The sequence below is a fragment of the Mycobacteroides sp. LB1 genome, from assembly GCF_013449725.1.
Lineage (GTDB): Bacteria > Actinomycetota > Actinomycetes > Mycobacteriales > Mycobacteriaceae > Mycobacterium.
The window spans coordinates 205306-221334 of sequence record NZ_JACCFF010000005.1; the positions used below are offsets into that span (position 1 = coordinate 205306).

16 protein-coding genes are annotated in these 16029 nt (G+C 65.8%); 8 read left to right on the forward strand and 8 right to left on the reverse strand.

Annotation, left to right across the window (positions count from 1 at the left end):
• Positions 1-92 precede the first annotated feature (92 nt).
• Both MLB1_RS19220 and MLB1_RS19225 read right to left on the reverse strand, forming a co-directional pair.
• Positions 93-512, reverse strand: a complete 420-nt coding sequence (locus MLB1_RS19220; protein ID WP_180751442.1) for a cytochrome c oxidase subunit 4 — start codon at positions 510-512, stop codon at positions 93-95.
• 14 nt (positions 513-526) lie between these two features.
• Positions 527-1576 (reverse strand): cytochrome c oxidase subunit II, encoded by a 1050-nt coding sequence (locus MLB1_RS19225; protein ID WP_180751443.1) that lies wholly within the window; start codon positions 1574-1576, stop codon positions 527-529.
• 169 nt (positions 1577-1745) lie between these two features.
• On the opposite strand from MLB1_RS19225, the gene asnB reads away from it, so the two are divergent.
• Entirely contained in the window at positions 1746-3674 is a 1929-nt protein-coding gene (gene asnB / locus MLB1_RS19230; protein ID WP_180751444.1) for an asparagine synthase (glutamine-hydrolyzing), read from the forward strand.
• A 10-nt stretch (positions 3675-3684) separates the two neighbouring features.
• Here asnB and MLB1_RS19235 read toward each other — a convergent pair whose 3' ends face one another.
• Positions 3685-4656 carry a carbohydrate kinase family protein gene (locus MLB1_RS19235; protein ID WP_180751445.1) on the reverse strand — a complete coding sequence of 324 codons (972 nt, stop codon included), beginning with the start codon at positions 4654-4656 and terminating at the stop codon, positions 3685-3687.
• A 142-nt stretch (positions 4657-4798) separates the two neighbouring features.
• On the opposite strand from MLB1_RS19235, the gene MLB1_RS19240 reads away from it, so the two are divergent.
• Positions 4799-5341, forward strand: a complete 543-nt coding sequence (locus tag MLB1_RS19240) for a hypothetical protein (RefSeq protein ID WP_180751446.1) — start codon at positions 4799-4801, stop codon at positions 5339-5341.
• Here MLB1_RS19240 and MLB1_RS19245 read toward each other — a convergent pair whose 3' ends face one another.
• Together MLB1_RS19245 and MLB1_RS19250 are read right to left on the reverse strand one after the other, a co-directional pair.
• Positions 5342-5710: an iron-sulfur cluster assembly accessory protein gene (locus MLB1_RS19245; protein ID WP_180751447.1), complete on the reverse strand. Its 369-nt coding sequence runs from the start codon at positions 5708-5710 to the stop codon at positions 5342-5344.
• 103 nt (positions 5711-5813) lie between these two features.
• On the reverse strand, positions 5814-6875 hold the full coding sequence (locus tag MLB1_RS19250; protein WP_180751448.1) for a glycerate kinase: 1062 nt from the start codon (positions 6873-6875) through the stop codon (positions 5814-5816).
• A 22-nt stretch (positions 6876-6897) separates the two neighbouring features.
• On the opposite strand from MLB1_RS19250, the gene MLB1_RS19255 reads away from it, so the two are divergent.
• The 5 genes from MLB1_RS19255 to MLB1_RS19275 all read left to right on the forward strand — a co-directional run bounded on the left by MLB1_RS19255 (position 6898) and on the right by MLB1_RS19275 (position 11757).
• A complete protein-coding gene (locus MLB1_RS19255) occupies positions 6898-7563 on the forward strand; it encodes a DUF3043 domain-containing protein (protein WP_180751449.1) in 666 nt (221 codons plus the stop codon).
• A gap of 7 nt (positions 7564-7570) precedes the next feature.
• Positions 7571-8104 (forward strand): bifunctional adenosylcobinamide kinase/adenosylcobinamide-phosphate guanylyltransferase, encoded by a 534-nt coding sequence (locus MLB1_RS19260; protein WP_180751450.1) that lies wholly within the window; start codon positions 7571-7573, stop codon positions 8102-8104.
• 62 nt (positions 8105-8166) lie between these two features.
• Positions 8167-9186, forward strand: a complete 1020-nt coding sequence (gene cobT, locus MLB1_RS19265) for a nicotinate-nucleotide--dimethylbenzimidazole phosphoribosyltransferase (protein WP_180751602.1) — start codon at positions 8167-8169, stop codon at positions 9184-9186.
• On the forward strand, positions 9183-9941 hold the full coding sequence (locus MLB1_RS19270; protein ID WP_180751451.1) for an adenosylcobinamide-GDP ribazoletransferase: 759 nt from the start codon (positions 9183-9185) through the stop codon (positions 9939-9941). Before cobT ends, MLB1_RS19270 begins: the two co-directional genes overlap by 4 nt.
• Positions 9942-10029: 88 nt before the next feature.
• Positions 10030-11757 carry a metallophosphoesterase gene (locus tag MLB1_RS19275; RefSeq protein ID WP_180751452.1) on the forward strand — a complete coding sequence of 576 codons (1728 nt, stop codon included), beginning with the start codon at positions 10030-10032 and terminating at the stop codon, positions 11755-11757.
• On the opposite strand, the gene MLB1_RS19280 is transcribed toward MLB1_RS19275, so the two are convergent.
• Both MLB1_RS19280 and gcvT read right to left on the reverse strand, forming a co-directional pair.
• Positions 11754-12857 carry a branched-chain amino acid aminotransferase gene (locus MLB1_RS19280; protein ID WP_180751453.1) on the reverse strand — a complete coding sequence of 368 codons (1104 nt, stop codon included), beginning with the start codon at positions 12855-12857 and terminating at the stop codon, positions 11754-11756. The two genes, MLB1_RS19275 and MLB1_RS19280, sit on opposite strands and share 4 nt — an antisense overlap.
• A gap of 42 nt (positions 12858-12899) precedes the next feature.
• Positions 12900-13994, reverse strand: coding sequence for a glycine cleavage system aminomethyltransferase GcvT (gcvT, locus tag MLB1_RS19285; protein ID WP_180751454.1), 1095 nt, complete (start codon positions 13992-13994; stop codon positions 12900-12902).
• 51 nt (positions 13995-14045) lie between these two features.
• Here gcvT and MLB1_RS19290 point away from each other — a divergent pair, with 51 nt between their 5' ends.
• A complete protein-coding gene (locus tag MLB1_RS19290; RefSeq protein ID WP_180751455.1) occupies positions 14046-15557 on the forward strand; it encodes a leucyl aminopeptidase in 1512 nt (503 codons plus the stop codon).
• A gap of 20 nt (positions 15558-15577) precedes the next feature.
• Here MLB1_RS19290 and MLB1_RS19295 read toward each other — a convergent pair whose 3' ends face one another.
• Positions 15578-15919, reverse strand: a complete 342-nt coding sequence (locus MLB1_RS19295) for an oxidoreductase (protein WP_180751456.1) — start codon at positions 15917-15919, stop codon at positions 15578-15580.
• Between the last annotated feature and the right edge of the window lie 110 nt (positions 15920-16029).

Here is a 16029-nt window from a genome sequence, read left to right on the forward strand (position 1 = left end):
GGTCCCGTCACACCTGCCACGGGAGTCCCGCCGCAAAGCGGGAGTGCAACCAGCCCAACGAGCTGGAAAGGGGCGCAAAGCCGAGATGAAGGCTAGTGCTTCTCCGGGCCCACGTGATATTCGAAGACCAGACCGGCAACCGCGCTGAGCACGAACACGCCACCGGCGGCGATCAACCACGGTAGCCACAGCGCCACACCCACGGCGGTGGTGGCTGCGGCCAGCGCGATCATGATGGGCCACCAGCTATGCGGGCTGTAGAAGCCCAGCTCGCCAGCTCCGTCGGCGATCTCGGCATCCTCGTAGTCCTCGGGCCGGGTGTCCAGACGCCGGGCCACGAAGCGGAAGAACGTCGAGATGATCAGCGACAGACCCGTCGTCATCACCATGGCGGTTGTTCCCGCCCACTCCACACCACCGTTGGCGTACAGGGCGGTGAGCACCGCGTAGATCACAGTGGCGAGGGCGAAGAATCCAGTGAGGATCTCGAAGAGTCGGGCTTCGATATGCATGCTGCTCTCCTCGCCTAGTTCTTGGCTGCGTTGTTGTCCGTCGGGGCAAGCTCCCCGCGACGGCCGTCGAACGGTCTGGTGGTAGTGGAGACCGGCGACTGCCCGATCGACGCCAGCGCCTCGGCGTTGGTCTTACCGTTCTTACGAGCATCCAAGTAGAACTTGAAGTCGTTAGGGCTGACCACGCGCAGCTCGAAGGCCATCATCGAGTGGTAGGTACCGCACATCTCGACGCAACGTCCGACGAACGCACCTTCCTTCAGGATCTTGCTGACCTGGAAGACGTTGTCGGAGTTGTTGGCCTTGGGCTCGGGCATCACGTCGCGGGTGAACAGGAACGGCACCACCCGGAACGAGTGGATGACATCGGCCGAGGCCAGCTGGAACTCGACGCTCTTACCGCTGGGCAGCACCAGCACCGGGATCTCGGACGAGGTACCGACGGTTTCGACCTTGTCGAAGTTCAAGTAGGTGCGGTCCTCGCGATTGAGGCCGCGCACCGCACCGACGATCTCCTTGCCGTGCTCATTCTTGCCCTCGGGCTTGGAGCTCATGGCCTTCTTGCGCTCGGGATCGGCGCCGTCGTAGCTGAGGCTTCCGTCCTTGAACGCCACCTTCTGGTAGCCGAACTTCCAGTTCCACTGGAAGGCTGTGACGTCGACGACGACCTCGGGGTTCGGGTCCTTGTGCATGACCCGGTTCTGCACCACGACGGTGAAGTAGAAGAGCACCGCGATGATCAGGAACGGCACCACCGTGAGGATCAGCTCCAGCGGCAGGTTGTATCCGAACTGGCGCGGGAACTCGGTATCGCCCGGCTTGTGCCGGTGGAAAGCGATGGTCCAGAAGGTCAGGCCCCACACGATGACGCCGACAACCAGCGAGGCGACGACTGCCCAGGTCCACAGGGGTGCCATGTAGTCGTGGGCCTCGGGGGTGATGCCCTCGGGCCAGCCGAAGCGCAGTACTTCTTGGACGCTACAACCGCTGAGCAGGAAGCTCGCCGCACCCAACAGCACCGCAGTGGCCAGCAGGGACGGCCGTGAGCCGGACCGTGACGTCACGTTTGTAGCCTCCAAAGCTCGGTCTGCTGCGAACAAATTCCATCGCTGACCAGTGGCAGCAATCGAATACTACGCAGCGTAGACCACGCCGTCCCACCCAGGGCGTGACGGGGCCGGTGTGGGGACCATGGTCCCGTGATAGGTCCGGTGATGTTGCATACTTGGCCGCGTGTGTGGACTGGTGGCGTGGCTGGGTCCGCCCGGTTCTTCGCTCGAATCTCATAGCCCCGCGGTGGATGCGGCGATGGTGCATATGCGCCACCGCGGCCCCGATGAGCCCGGAATCTGGCACGAGGAGAACGTGCTCTTCGGCTTCAACCGGCTCTCGATCATCGATATCGCGCATTCGCATCAGCCGCTGCGCTGGGGTCCCGCGGATGACCCGGACCGGTACGTGCTGGTCTTCAACGGCGAGATCTACAACTACCTAGAGCTCCGTGAGGAGCTCACGCAGCAGCACGGCGCCGTGTTCGCCACCGAAGGCGACGGCGAGGCGATTCTCGCGGCCTACCACTTCTGGGGTGTCGACGCGCTACACCGGTTGCGCGGCATGTTCGCCTTCGCCATCTGGGATACCGCCCAGCGCGAGTTGTTCTGTGCTCGCGACCCGTTCGGTATCAAGCCACTGTTCATGGCGACCGGTCCGGGCGGTACCGCCCTGGGCAGCGAGAAGAAATGCCTGCTGGACCTGGTGGATCAGTTGGGCATCGGCACCGAATTGGACCTGCGGGCGGTGCAGCATTACACGGCGCTGCAGTACGTTCCGGAGCCCGAGACCCTGCACTCCGAGATCCGTCGCCTCGAATCCGGTTCGTATGCCCGCATCGCCCCCGGCCAGGAGCCACGCGTCACCCGCTACTTCCCGGCCCGGTTCTCCGTGTTGCCGTTCACCCGCGCGACCCGCCAGTCCCGGTACGACGAGATCACCGAGGTGCTCTCCGATTCGGTGGCCAAGCACATGCGGGCCGATGTCACGGTGGGATCGTTCCTGTCGGGCGGTATCGACTCGACGGCCATCGCCGCGCTGGCAATCCGGCACAACCCGAAGCTCATCACCTTCACGACCGGCTTTGAGCGGCAAGGCTATTCCGAGGTCGACGTGGCAGTCGAGTCGGCGCAGGCGATCGGCGCACGCCATATCGTCAAGGTGGTCAGCCAGGAGGAGTTCGTCTCCGCGCTACCCGAGATCGTCTGGTACCTGGACGATCCGGTGGCGGACCCGTCACTGGTGCCGCTGTTTTTCGTCGCCCGGGAGGCGCGTAAGCACGTCAAGGTGGTGCTCTCCGGCGAGGGCGCCGACGAGCTGTTCGGCGGATATACGATTTACCGGGAACCGCTGTCACTCAAGCCTTTCGAGTACCTCCCCGGCGCTCTGCGCCGTAGCGCGGCGCGACTGTCCGCGGCAATCCCGGACGGGGTGCGCGGTAAGAGCCTGCTGCACCGCGGGTCGATGACACTGGAGCAGCGCTACTACGGAAACGCCCGCAGCTTCGACGACGAACAGCTGCGCGCGGTGCTCCCCCACTACCGCCCGGAATGGGGCCACCAAGACGTCACCGCAGCGCTCTACGAGCGCTGTGCGGGGTGGGATCCGGTGGCACGCATGCAATATGTGGATCTGTTCACCTGGTTGCGCGGCGACATCCTGGTCAAGGCCGACAAGATGACGATGGCGAACTCACTGGAGCTGCGGGTGCCGTTCCTGGACCCCGAGGTGTTCAGGGTGGCGTCCACGCTGCCCTACCGGGAGAAGATCACCCGGGAAACCACCAAGTACGCGCTTCGCAAGGCACTGGAACCCATTGTGCCGGCGCATGTTCTGCACCGGACCAAGCTCGGTTTCCCGGTGCCCATCCGGCACTGGTTCGTCGATGGACTGCTGCACGACTGGGCCCGCGAGATGCTCGCCACCACGCAAACCGGCCACCTGATCGACGTGGACGCGGTGAGCCGGATGCTCACCGAGCACGCCGCTGGGGTCGCCGATCACAGCCGCAGGTTATGGACGGTGTTGATCTTCATGCTGTGGCACGCGATCTTCGTCGAACAGTCGGTACGGCCCGTCATCCAGGAGCCGCACTACCCGGTGCAGCTCTAGCGGTACCGCGCTAGAGCGCGGCACCGATCTCGTCAGCGGCTTCCTGGCCGTACGCATCAGCCAGTCGACCGAGCGCACTTTCACGATCCCACACCCATTCCTGGGTGCCGACGGTCTCCAGAACCAGCACGGCCACAAGCGATCCCAACTGGGCCGAACGCTCCAGGTTCAGACCGGCACTGCGGCCGGTGAGGAATCCGGCGCGCCATGCGTCGCCGACACCGGTCGGGTCGACCTGCTCCTTCTCCGGCACCACACCCACTTTGAGGGATGTGCCATCCTTCTCCACGATCTCGACGCCGTTGGGTCCCAAGGTGGTGATCCGCAGCTCGACACGCTCGCGCACATCGGCCTCGGTCCACCCCGTCTTGGACAGCAGCAGATCCCACTCGTAGTCGTTGGTGAACAGGTACCTGGCGCCACCGACGAGTTCGCGTGCCTGCTCACCGGAGAGCCGGGCCAACTGCTGCGACGGATCGGCCGCGAAGGGCAGCCCCAAGCTGCGGCATTCCTCGGTGTGCCGGAACATCGCATCGGGGTCGTTGGCCCCGATGATCACCAATTCCGTTGTCCCGGTACGCGATACCACATCGGCCAGGGAGATGTCGCGAGCTTCGGACATGGCACCCGGGTAGAAGGACGCGATCTGCGCCATGTCCTGGTCGGTTGTGCACACGAAACGCGCGGTGTGGGCGGTCTCGGAGATCTTCACGGCGTCGCAGTTGACGCCGTGACCCTCGAGCCACGACCGGTACTCGGCGAAGTCCGCACCCACCGCACCCACCAGCGCCGGCTTGCCGCCGAGCACGCCGATGGCGAAGGCGATGTTCCCGGCCACTCCACCACGGCGGATCTCCAGATCGTCCACCAGGAAGCTGAGGGACACCTTCTGCAGGTGCTCGACCAACAGCTGTTCGGAGAACTTGCCGGGAAAGTTCATGAGGTGGTCGGTGGCGATGGATCCGGTGACGATGATGGACACGCGTGAGGCCCTTCGTGCGGTTCGGCGGGAATTCAGGTTGGAACGAGACAACCCCCGAAGCTTACCCAACGTAATTGTTCTGGAGTTGTGGCCGATTGCTAGCCTGGATTGTCGGTCGGGGAACGAAATTTCAGGAGAAACAATGGCAGAACCAGGTTATTCGACGGTGCCCTACCCTGGTTTACCGCCTATGCCTCCGCCGGTCGACTACCCCGAGCGCCCACGCAAGGTCCCTGGGTGGCTCGCGCCCGCCGCCGTGGTGGTGGCGTTGCTGGTGCTGGCGCTACTTCTGGGGCTACTGGCCAAGAATTCCGGCGTGTCCCGCCGCCCCAGTGAGGTGAAGGTCCAGGAGACAATCCAGGGCTATCTGGATGCGATGGCCAATCTCGACACCGTGACGCTGGCACGCAATGCCGGCTGCGGACTGTATGACGCGGTACGCGACAAGGACATCGACGACACGATTGTGCGCGCCAACGCCCAACAGTTTGTTGCGACTTTTGGCAAGGCCGCGGTCAAGTCGATCGACAAGATCGTGTACTTCTCCGAATACCAACTCAAGGTCTTGTTCACCGCAACGAGTCAGAAGCGGAAGGACGCCCCGCAGGGACAGGCCGAGTTGCTGATCAACGACGGCAAGATCTACGTCTGCTCCGCGTACATGCGCGGCGCGAACGCGTTCTGATCAGTTGAAGGAGTCGCCGCAGGCGCAGGAGCCGGTGGCGTTCGGGTTGTCGATCGTGAAGCCCTGCTTCTCGATGGTGTCGACGAAGTCGATCGAGGCGCCCTGGATGTACGGGGCACTCATCCGGTCGACGGTGAGCTTCACACCGTCGAACTCGCTGACGAGGTCGCCGTCAAGCGTGCGGTCATCGAAGAACAGCTGGTACCGCAGGCCCGCACACCCACCCGGCTGCACGGCGATCCGCAGCGACAGGTCGTCACGGCCTTCCTGATCCAGCAGCGCCTTGGCCTTGATTGCGGCGGCATCGGTCAAGACGGCACCGTGGGTTTCCTCGGTGGCGGTGGCGGTTGATTCGTCTTGGACAGTCATCGTGGGATCTCCCCTGCGTCGAAGCTCTCGGGCGGACGTCCGGGTAGAGAACGTCTTGTGATGTCAACGGTACCTCGTCTGCGGCTATTCCTACATCTATGACCTAGCCGCGCGACCAGTCACCGGCGACATATGCCGCCAGCCCGGTCAGTTGGCCGGCCGCGTCATCCATGGCCCGCTGTACCGACCCGGCGAACTGGGCGATCGATTCGGCGCGGGTGATCCCGGCCTGCCGATACTCATCGACGGTCAGTGCCACCTGACCGGCCAATACCAGCACCGGGGTGCCCGATGTCGCGGCGCGGCCCGCCACTGCCCCGGCGACCTTGCCGTGCAGGGTTTGATCATCGAACTTGCCCTCACCGGTGATCACCAGGTCCGCCGCCGCGATCGCGCCGTCGAGGCCGGTGTGCTCGGCGACGATGCGGGCACCCGATGCACGACGGCCGCCCAGCGCGAGCAGTGCCGCTCCGATCCCGCCCGCGGCCCCGGCACCGGCAAGATCTCGGACGGATCGGCCGGTTCCGAGCTCCAACTCACCCGCCCAATCGGTGAGCCGCGCGTCCAGCCGTTTCACGGTGTCCGGGTCGGCTCCCTTCTGCGGACCGAACACCGCGGCCGCACCACACGGGCCGAGCAGCGGATGCTCAACATCGCTGGCGACCACCAATTCCGTTGTGGCCAGCCGACGTAGCGCCTCGTCGACCCCGCCGAGACCCTCGATAAGCCCGGCACCGCCATCGGTGCAACTGCTGCCGCCGAGACCGACCACGATCCGAGTGGCTCCGCCGTCGAGAGCAGCAGCGATCAGCTGGCCGACTCCGGTGCTGCGGGCCCGCCACGCGGTATCGACGGACGGCGTACGTCCAAGCAGCGGCAGCCCGCAGGCCTGGGCGCATTCGATGTAGGCGGTGGTGCCGTCAGACAACCAACCGGCATCCACCTCGTCATCTAGGGGTCCGCGCACACGCACCTTGTGACGGTGCGCTGCGGACAGCTGCGCGGCCAGCACCTCGACGAATCCCGGTCCCCCGTCGGACTGGGGACTGAGGACGAGAATGTCGCCGGGGGAAGTCCTCGCCCAGCCGTCCGCGATGGCGGTCGCCGCCTCCGTGGCGGTGAGCGTGTCACCGAAGCTGTCGGGCGCCACCAGAATCTGACTCATTCGCGCAGGATAATCTGGGCTAGTGAAACTGCTCGGCCGAAAGAAATCCTCCCCCGACGGGGAACCTGCAGACTCCTCTTCGTCTCCTGCGGATGAGACGGATGTCACATCGTCGGCGCAGGCCGGAAAGGGTCGCCCCACCCCCAAACGGGATACCGGCAAGCGCCGCGGGCCCGTCGCCCCGGCGCCTTTGACCAGCGCCGAGGCCCGCCAGCGCCGTAAGAGCTTGCGCGGACCGAAGCTGTCACGCGCGGAACGCAAGGCGGAGAACGTCGACCGACGCGCTCGTATCGCCGACAATCGCGAGAAAATGATGGCCGGAGACGATGCGTACCTGCTGCCCCGCGACAAGGGGCCGGTGCGCGCATTCGCCCGCGATATCGTCGATTCACGGCGCAACGTCCTGGGGCTGTTCATGCCCTTGGCGCTCTTCTTGATCTTCACCATGTTCGCGGTGCCGTCCGTCCAGGTGCAGTTGTGGATGACCCCGGCGATGCTGGTGCTGATGCTCGTCATGATCGTCGACGGAATCTTCGTCGGCAGGCTTGTGAACAAACGTGTGGGCGAACGCTTCCCGACCAGCGAAGAGGGTGGCTTCAAACTCGGCTGGTATGCCGCGAGCCGTGCATCTCAGCTGCGCAAGATGCGCGCACCGCGCCCCCGGGTGAACCGCGGCGAGCCGGTCTAACCGCACTGTGCCCACCACGCTGGTTCTTGGCGGAATTCGTTCGGGAAAGTCGCGCGTCGCCGAGTCCCTGCTGCCCGCCGAGGGACCCGTGCGATACCTGGCAACCGGCTCATCACTCAGCGAGGATGCGGCATGGGCGGAAAGGGTTGCGGCACATCGGTCCCGACGCCCCGATCACTGGGTGACCGCCGAGACCACGGATATCGCGGACGAGCTGCGCACGGGTGACGCGATACCGACGCTCATCGACGATCTCGGGGGTTGGCTGACCTCGATCATGGACGCGCGCGGCGCATGGGATGGCGGCGGCGAATCCGTCGCCGCCGATATCTGCGATTTGGTGGATGCCATCGACGCCTACTCCGCCGATCTCGTGATTGTGAGCCCCGAGGTCGGGTTGACCATCGTGCCCGCCACCGCTTCCGGGCGGCTCTTCGCCGATGAACTCGGCGCACTGAATCAGGCCGTGGCGCAACACAGCGAGCGGGTTCTCCTGGTGGTTGCCGGTCAGCCGCTGGCGATCAAGGGAGCCTCCGCGTGACCTCGCACGCCGAGCCGGCCGAGGCTCCGCGATTCGGCCCGATTTCGGCGCCCAACCCCGATATGGCTGCCGCCGCCCGCGACCGACAACGGCGGCTCACCAAGCCGGCCGGTGCGCTAGGGCGACTAGAGGAGCTCTCGGCGTGGGTGTCGGCCTGCCAAAATCAGTGCCCTCCGACGACATTCCAACGCCCGCGGGTAGTGGTCTTCGCCGGTGATCACGGAGTAGCCGCCAGCGGTGTGTCCGCCTATCCCTCATCGGTGACCGCCCAGATGGTGCGAAACATCGACGCGGGGGGTGCCGCCGTGAACGTGCTTGCCGCGCTGGCCGGGGTGGGCGTGCGAGTGGTCGACATTGCGGTGGACAGCGACGTATCGCTGACCGAACCCCTTGCCGCCCATAAGATTCGTCGTTCCAGCGGCAATATCGCGGTAGAGGACGCCCTCACCACGGAACAAGGTCACGCCGCGCTGGCCGCCGGGATCGCCCTGGCCGATGCCGAGATCGACAGCGGAGCCGATCTGCTGATCGCAGGTGATATGGGCATCGGGAACACCACACCGGCGACGGTGTTGGTGGCGGCGCTCACCGCGAGCGAACCGGTGGCCGTAGTAGGTCGCGGCACGGGGATCGACGATGCCGGATGGACACGCAAGATCGCCGCCGTCCGCGATGCGTTGCGCCGCACCAAGGATGTGCGCACCGATCCCATCGCGCTGCTCATCCGTGCCGGCGGCGCCGATCTGGCGGCGATGACCGGATTCGTGGCACAGGCGGCGGTGCGGCGCACCCCGGTGTTACTCGACGGACTGGTGGTGACCGCCGCAGCACTGGTGGCCGAGCAGCTGGCCCCGGGGGCCCGGCAGTGGTGGCTGGCCGGACACCGCTCCACCGAACCCGCGCATTCGCTTGCCCTGCAACGCCTCCGGCTGGACCCCGTGTTGGATCTGGAGATGCGACTGGGCGAGGGCTCTGGCGCCCTTGTCGCACTGCCAGTGCTGCAGGCCGCCGCGGCCACACTGGCCCAGATGGCGACATTCGATGAGGCCCAGATCGACGGCCCACAGGGTCCGGATACATGAACCGGCTGCTGCGGATCCTGCGGCCCATCGGCGGAGCCTTCGAATTCGCCACCGTGACACCCGTTCCCGCGCGGCTCGCGGGCACGCTGTCGGGCCCAGCGCTGGGCGCGCTGCCAGTGGTGGGCGCCGCGTTGGGCGCGCTGGCCGCCTTCGTCGCCTGGGTTATGCACTTCGAGTACATGGCACCACTGGCCGGGCTGGCCGCGGTGACCGTGGTGGTACTGGCGACCCGCGGCCTGCATATCGACGGGCTGTCCGATACCGCCGACGGGCTGGGCTGCTACGGGCCGCCGGAGCGCGCGTTGACCGTGATGCGTGACGGGTCGGCAGGGCCGTTCGGAGTGGCGGCGGTGGTCATCACCCTGTTGACACAGGCGTTGTCATTCGGTGTGCTCACATCCAGGCAGGAGTGGCTGGCGATCGTGCTGGCCGTCGCCGTCGGCCGGGTGAGCGCGGTAGTGGCCTGCCGACGCGGGGTGCCGGGTGCCGCCCACAGCGGTTTCGGCGCGCGGGTTGCCGGTTCTCAGCCGCTGTGGGTGGTGGCGATATGGATGCTGGCGGCGATGGCGGTGGGGGTTCTCGCCCAACCCTGGCGGCCGTGGCAGGGGCCGATGGCGGTGTTGGTGGCGCTGGTCGTCGGGGCACTGCTGGTGCAGCACTGCGTCCGCAGGTTTGGTGGGATCACCGGCGATGTGCTGGGCGCGAGCATTGAGCTCACCACGACGCTCGCCGCCCTGGGGTTGGCCGCCGCATAGCGCCGCCACCAGGATTCATCAAGAGTTCGCGAGCGGGCTCGGCCTGTGCGGTCGCGTCACCCCGTGCAGTACGCCACTATTCGAAGCTATGCCGCGCAATCCGTTGAATCCTCCCGGTGAGATACCGGACACGGGGATTCCCCAATCACTTGCCGGGGCGATGACGATGGCCGAGCAGTACGAGTGGCATCGCGGGTACCTGTTCCGCCACGCGGTGTCACGCCGGAACTTCCTGCGGGGGTCGGCGGCAGCCACCGCAGTAGCCGCGCTGGGCCTTTCGCCGTTCGGCCGGCGGGCATATGCGGACGACGCCCCCCTGGGTGTCGCAGGCAGGCGCGTCGGGTTCGGCGCCGACTCCTCCAGCCAGCTCAGCTTCTCCGCACAGCTGTCCAGGAATCCGCACGGCACCAGGATCTTTCTCGACCACGGCCCAACGCCCGAACTAGGTGCCTCTCTTGAGGCCGAGGTCCGTAATCTCGTGACACAGATCCCGTCCAGCGACCATGGGGTGCTGGCGGCCGAACAGTTCTACGCCCACGCGCCCGTCCATGGGCTCGGTGGGGGCAGCGAGCATTTTTACCGCTGGCGGACCACCGACGGGTTCCTGAGCGATGTCCGTTCGGCCGCGACGGCCATCCCGTCGGCACGAAATGCACTCGCCCCGTTCCGTTTCACCATGATGGGCGATCAGGGCACCGACGAAACTCCGTCACTCCCACCAAACCTCGTGGCCGGTGAGTACGACGACAGTTACTACAGCGCGGACAACGACCCCGCCGCGTCGCATACGCAGAACGTCTTGAATCAGATCGTGGCGTGCCGACCCGATTTCCACATCCTGGCCGGGGATATCGCGTACGCCGACCCGTCCGGGATGGGGAAAAAGCCCCAGTTCGTGCCATCAAGTGGCAAGGCCGCAACCGGGTTCGACAAGTACAACCCCTTCGTCTGGGATGTATACCTGGCATCCATCGAACCCAGTGCCTCAATCACACCGTGGATGTTCGCGACCGGTAACCACGATATGGAGGCCGCGTACGGGACTCACGGCTACGGCGGCCACCTGGCCCGTCTCGGTTTCCCCGGCGGCGGCCCCACAGGATGCCCGTCGGCGTACTCGTTCACCTATGGCAATGTCGCCGTGCTCTCCCTGGACGCCAACGACGTGTCCTATGAGATCCGGGCCAACACCGGTTATTCCGCTGGGGCCCAAACCGGCTGGGTGGGCAGAACTCTGGCGGCGTACCGGGCGAACCCGAATATCGACTTCATCGTGTGTTTCTTCCATCATTGCGCGTACTCGACAACGCAGTCACATGCGAGCGACGGCGGAGTGCGCGACGCCTGGTGCGCGCTGTTCGATCGCTATCGGGTGGATCTGGTGCTGCAGGGGCACAACCACGTCTTCGAGCGCACCGATCCCATCCGCGGCGGGCGGCCGACCCGGGAAGCCGGGGACAATTCGACCGTCGACCCAGAATCCGATGGCACCGTGTACTACACGGTGGGCTCCGCGGGCCGGCCCCGATACGACTTTCAGCCGGGCGAGCCGGAGGGCTACCGGGGCCGCGAAATCGGTGACACCTTGGTACCCAATAGCTACGTCTGGACGCCCGAGGGCACCAAGCACATTGAGGCGGTCACGTGGTCCCGTGTCCGTTATCGCAACTACGCGTTCATCCGCGTCGACGTGCGCCCGGGGACGCTGGCCAGCGAGATGGACGTCACCGCCGTCGACGAATACGGCCGTGAGTTCGACAAGGTGACGTACCGCCGACGGGTGCGGGGCGCTGAGGCCTCGCTAGATGGGCCCTAGCCGAGCTTGGTGATCCAGCCGTGTGTATCGGCGAAGGTGCCACGCTGGATTCCGGTCAACGTGTCGCGCAGAGCCATGGTCACCTCGCCGGGTTCCCCATCGCCGATGGTGTATTCACCGCCCGAGTACTTGACGCGGCCGACCGGCGTGATCACCGCGGCGGTCCCACAGGCGAACACCTCGGTGATCTCTCCGGAGGCCACCTTCTTCTCCAGCTCGTCGACATCGATCTTGCGTTCCTCGATGGCGAAACCGGCGTCGGAGGCCAACTGCAATAGGGACTTTCGCGTCACGCCGGGCAGCAGTGAACCGGACAGCTCGGGGGTCACCAAGCGGGCCTCACCATCACGACCGAACACGAAGAACAGGTTCATCCCACCCATTTCTTCGATGTACCGGCGCTCGATGGCGTCGAGCCACACCACCTGATCGCAGCCCTCGTCGGCTGCCTGCGCCTGGGCGACCAGCGAGGCGGCATAGTTGCCACCGGTCTTCGCGGCACCGATCCCGCCCGGTGCGGCGCGCACGTACTCATGAGAGAGCCACACGCTGACCGGCTTGATGCCCTGAGAGAAGTACGCACCGGCGGGTGAGGCGATGAGCAGGTACCGGTATTCGGCGGCCGGCCGCACCCCGAGGCCCGCCTCGGTGGCGATGATGAACGGCCGCAGGTAGAGCGATTCCTCCCCGCCGCCCGGCGGCACCCAATCGGCGTCGACCGCGATGAGCTGGCGCAGCGATTCGATGAACAGCTCCTGTGGCAGCTCGGGAATGGCGATGCGGCGGCAGGACTGAATCAACCGTTCGGCGTTAGCTTCGGGCCGGAACGCGGCGAGAGATCCGTTGGGTTGCCGATAGACCTTGAGCCCCTCGAACACCTCTTGCGCATAGTGCAGAACGATGGCCGACGGGTCGAGAGTAATGGGGCCATATGGAACCACTTGCGCGTTATGCCAACCGCTTTCGGTATTCCATTCGATGGAAACCATGTGGTCGGTGAAGTACTTCCCGAATCCCGGCGCGGCCAGTACCTCAGCCCGCCGGGCCGGGCTGGCCGGTGACGGGTTGAGTTGCCGGGTGAACTCGGGAAGCGGATTCATGCTCGGCAGTCTAGCTGTCCGACGTGGCCAAACCCGAACCGATTATCCGACGTTGACGTCCACGAATGGCGGCTTGACGACCTCGCATTCGATCTCCCGGCCGCGCACGTCGACGACAACGCTCGCACCATCCGCGATCTGCGCGGAGGTGTCCAGCAATGCCAGGGCGATTCCGGCCTTGAGGGTCGGCGAGAAGGTTCCCGACGTGGTCACACCCACCGGCAGGCCACCGGACAGCACCGTGAAATCGGGGCGCAGCACTCCTCGGCCGGTGGCGCGCAGGCCCCGCAGGGTGCGACGCGGACCCTCCGCTTTCTCCTGAGTGAGGGCGTCACGGCCCCAGAACGCGTCCTTCTTCCAGCCGACGGCCCATCCGGCCCGCGCCTGCACCGGGCTGATATCGGCGGAGAGCTCGTGCCCATGCAGCGGATAGCCCATCTCGGTGCGCAGGGTGTCGCGTGCACCAAGACCCGCGAGCTGTCCACCGGCCTCGGTGATCGCCGGCAGCAGCGCATCGAATACCGCACCTGCTGAATCCCATGATGGGAGTAGCTCATAGCCGTGCTCCCCCGTATAGCCGGTACGGCACACCCGCACCGGCACACCGTCGAGCGTGGCGTCGGCGTAGGCCATGTACTCCATATCCGTTGGCAGCCCGAGTCGTTGCAGCACCTCCGCCGATTTGGGACCTTGCACGGCCAGCACCGCGTAGTCGCGGTGCTGATTGGTGATGGCGATGCCCTCCGGGGCCTGAGCCTGCAGGGCCGCGACGACGGCTGAGGTGTTCGCGGCGTTGGGGACCAGGAAAATTTCGTCATCGGAGACGTAGTAGGCGATGAGGTCGTCGACGACACCGCCGTTTTCGGTGCAGCACAGCGTGTATTGCGCCTTGCCCGGCCCAACCTTGTTGAGATCGTTGGTGAAACAGGCATTCACAAACGCCGCGGCACCGGGACCACGCACCAGCGCCTTGCCGAGGTGACTGACATCGAACAGGCCGACGGCTTCGCGTGTGGCCGTGTGCTCCCCGACCGTTCCGGCGTAGGACACCGGCATGCTCCAGCCGCCGAATTCGGCGAAGGTGGCGCCCTGTGCGGTGTGCCTGTCGTGCAGTGGTCCGAGCAAAAGATCCGTCATGGGAGTTCACCCTAATTGGCGCATCACTCGCTTTCACTAGGCTGAGTGCCTATGAGCGCATATACGGCACCCTCGTTCGCCCTGGCCACCTCCATTCCGCAGCGCGGAGTCTCCGCCGCGGTGCTGCTGGTGGGTGTCCGTCCCAGCGAGAAAGAATCCGACAAGGGCCCCAAAGTGGTCGATGCGCAGCTGCTGGACACCAAGGCCGTCAAGTCCATCGAGGCCGCACTCAAGGCCGTGGGAGCGACCGGCTCGGCCGAGCAGCTCACCCGGGTGGCGGTCGACGGGTTGCCGGTGGCCAGTGTGCTGGCCGTCGGGCTGGGTAACGCGGAGAATGCCGGCCCCGAGGCGATCCGTCGTGCCGCGGGCGTGGCCGCCCGAACCCTCGACAACGTGGAAACCGTGGTGACCACGCTGGCGGAGCGGGACGTCGACGCCACCGTGCAGGGCCTGGTGCTGGGCGGTTACCGCTTTGCGGCGTTCCGCACCAAGACCGCGCCGAAGGACGCTGGGCTGCAGAAGGTTACGTTGCTCGTCGGCGACAAGGGTCGTGCCCAGAAGGAGGCCATGGAGCGCGGCGCGGCCGTCGCGACCGCGGTGACCACTGCGCGTGATTTTGTGAACACCCCGCCCAGTCACCTGTTCCCCGCCGAATTCGCCAAGCAGGCAAAGGCGTTGGCGACGACGGAGGGCATCGAGGTGGAGGTGCTCGACGAGAAGGAGCTGGCCAAGGCCGGCTACGGCGGCGTCGTCGGAGTCGGGAAGGGCTCCTCGCGCCCCCCGCGTCTGGTGCGGTTGACCTACCGGGGCGCAAAGGGAAAGAAGGCCAAGAAGGTCGCGCTCGTGGGCAAGGGCATCACCTTCGATACCGGCGGCATCTCGATCAAGCCCGCGGGCGGTATGGAGAATATGACCTCCGATATGGGCGGGGCCGCAGCGGTTATCGCGGTGACACTGCTGGCGGCCCGGCGGCAGCTGCCGATCGACGTGATCGCGACGGTCCCGATGGCCGAGAACATGCCGTCGTCGACGGCGCAGCGTCCCGGTGACGTGTTGACCCAGCTGGACGGCACCACCGTCGAGGTGATCAACACCGATGCCGAGGGGCGCTTGATCCTGGCGGACGCGATTGTCCGGGCCTGCCAGGACGAGCCCGACTATCTGATCGACACCGCGACCCTGACCGGCGCGCAGGTAGTGGCGCTGGGTACCCGAACCCCCGGTGTGATGGGCACCGACGAGTTCCGGGACCGCGTGGCGACGATCTCTCAGTCGGTGGGCGAAAACGGCTGGGCCATGCCGCTACCCGAGGAGCTGCGCGACGATCTCAAGTCCAAGGTGGCCGACCTGGCGAACGTCACCAACCACCGCAACGGTGGCATGTTGGCGGCCGGTCTGTACCTGCGCGAATTCGTGGCCGACGGCGTGCAGTGGGCTCATATCGATGTCGCGGGTCCGGCGTACAACACCGGCGGGCCGTGGGGTTACATATCGAAGGGCGGTACCGGTGTGCCGGTGCGAACCATCTTCAGCGTGCTGGAGGACATCTCGGCTAACGGGTGAGCCACGGCTGATCTCCCCCTTTACGCCTGCTCCTCGGTGGCCCGACGCTTGAGGATCTTCTGCCGGGCGTCGTAATCACGCTTGCGTTGCGGGTATCCCGTGCGATGCACGTCGTACACCGGGATCTTGAGCTTCTCGGAGATTCGCCGCGCCCCCGCTATCCCTCCGACGCGTCGTCGGGTCCATTCGCCGTCACCGGCAATGAGAATCACGGTGACGTCGGAGAAGTTGGTCTGCGGCTCGACGTAGGCCTCGACACCGGTGCGCGCCGCGGTCCAGGTGGCGAGGTAGCGCAGATCGTTATCGGTACCGCGTTTCGTTTGCCCCTCACGCTTGCCGCGGAAGGCGTCGATCCATGCCATTCACACATGGTGCCAGCTAATTCTGAGAACGCGATAAATAAACGGAGATCGAGTCTCCGTTTATGCTATCGTCCATCCAAGCGGAGGTTGAGTCTCCGTTTAAATTTGGG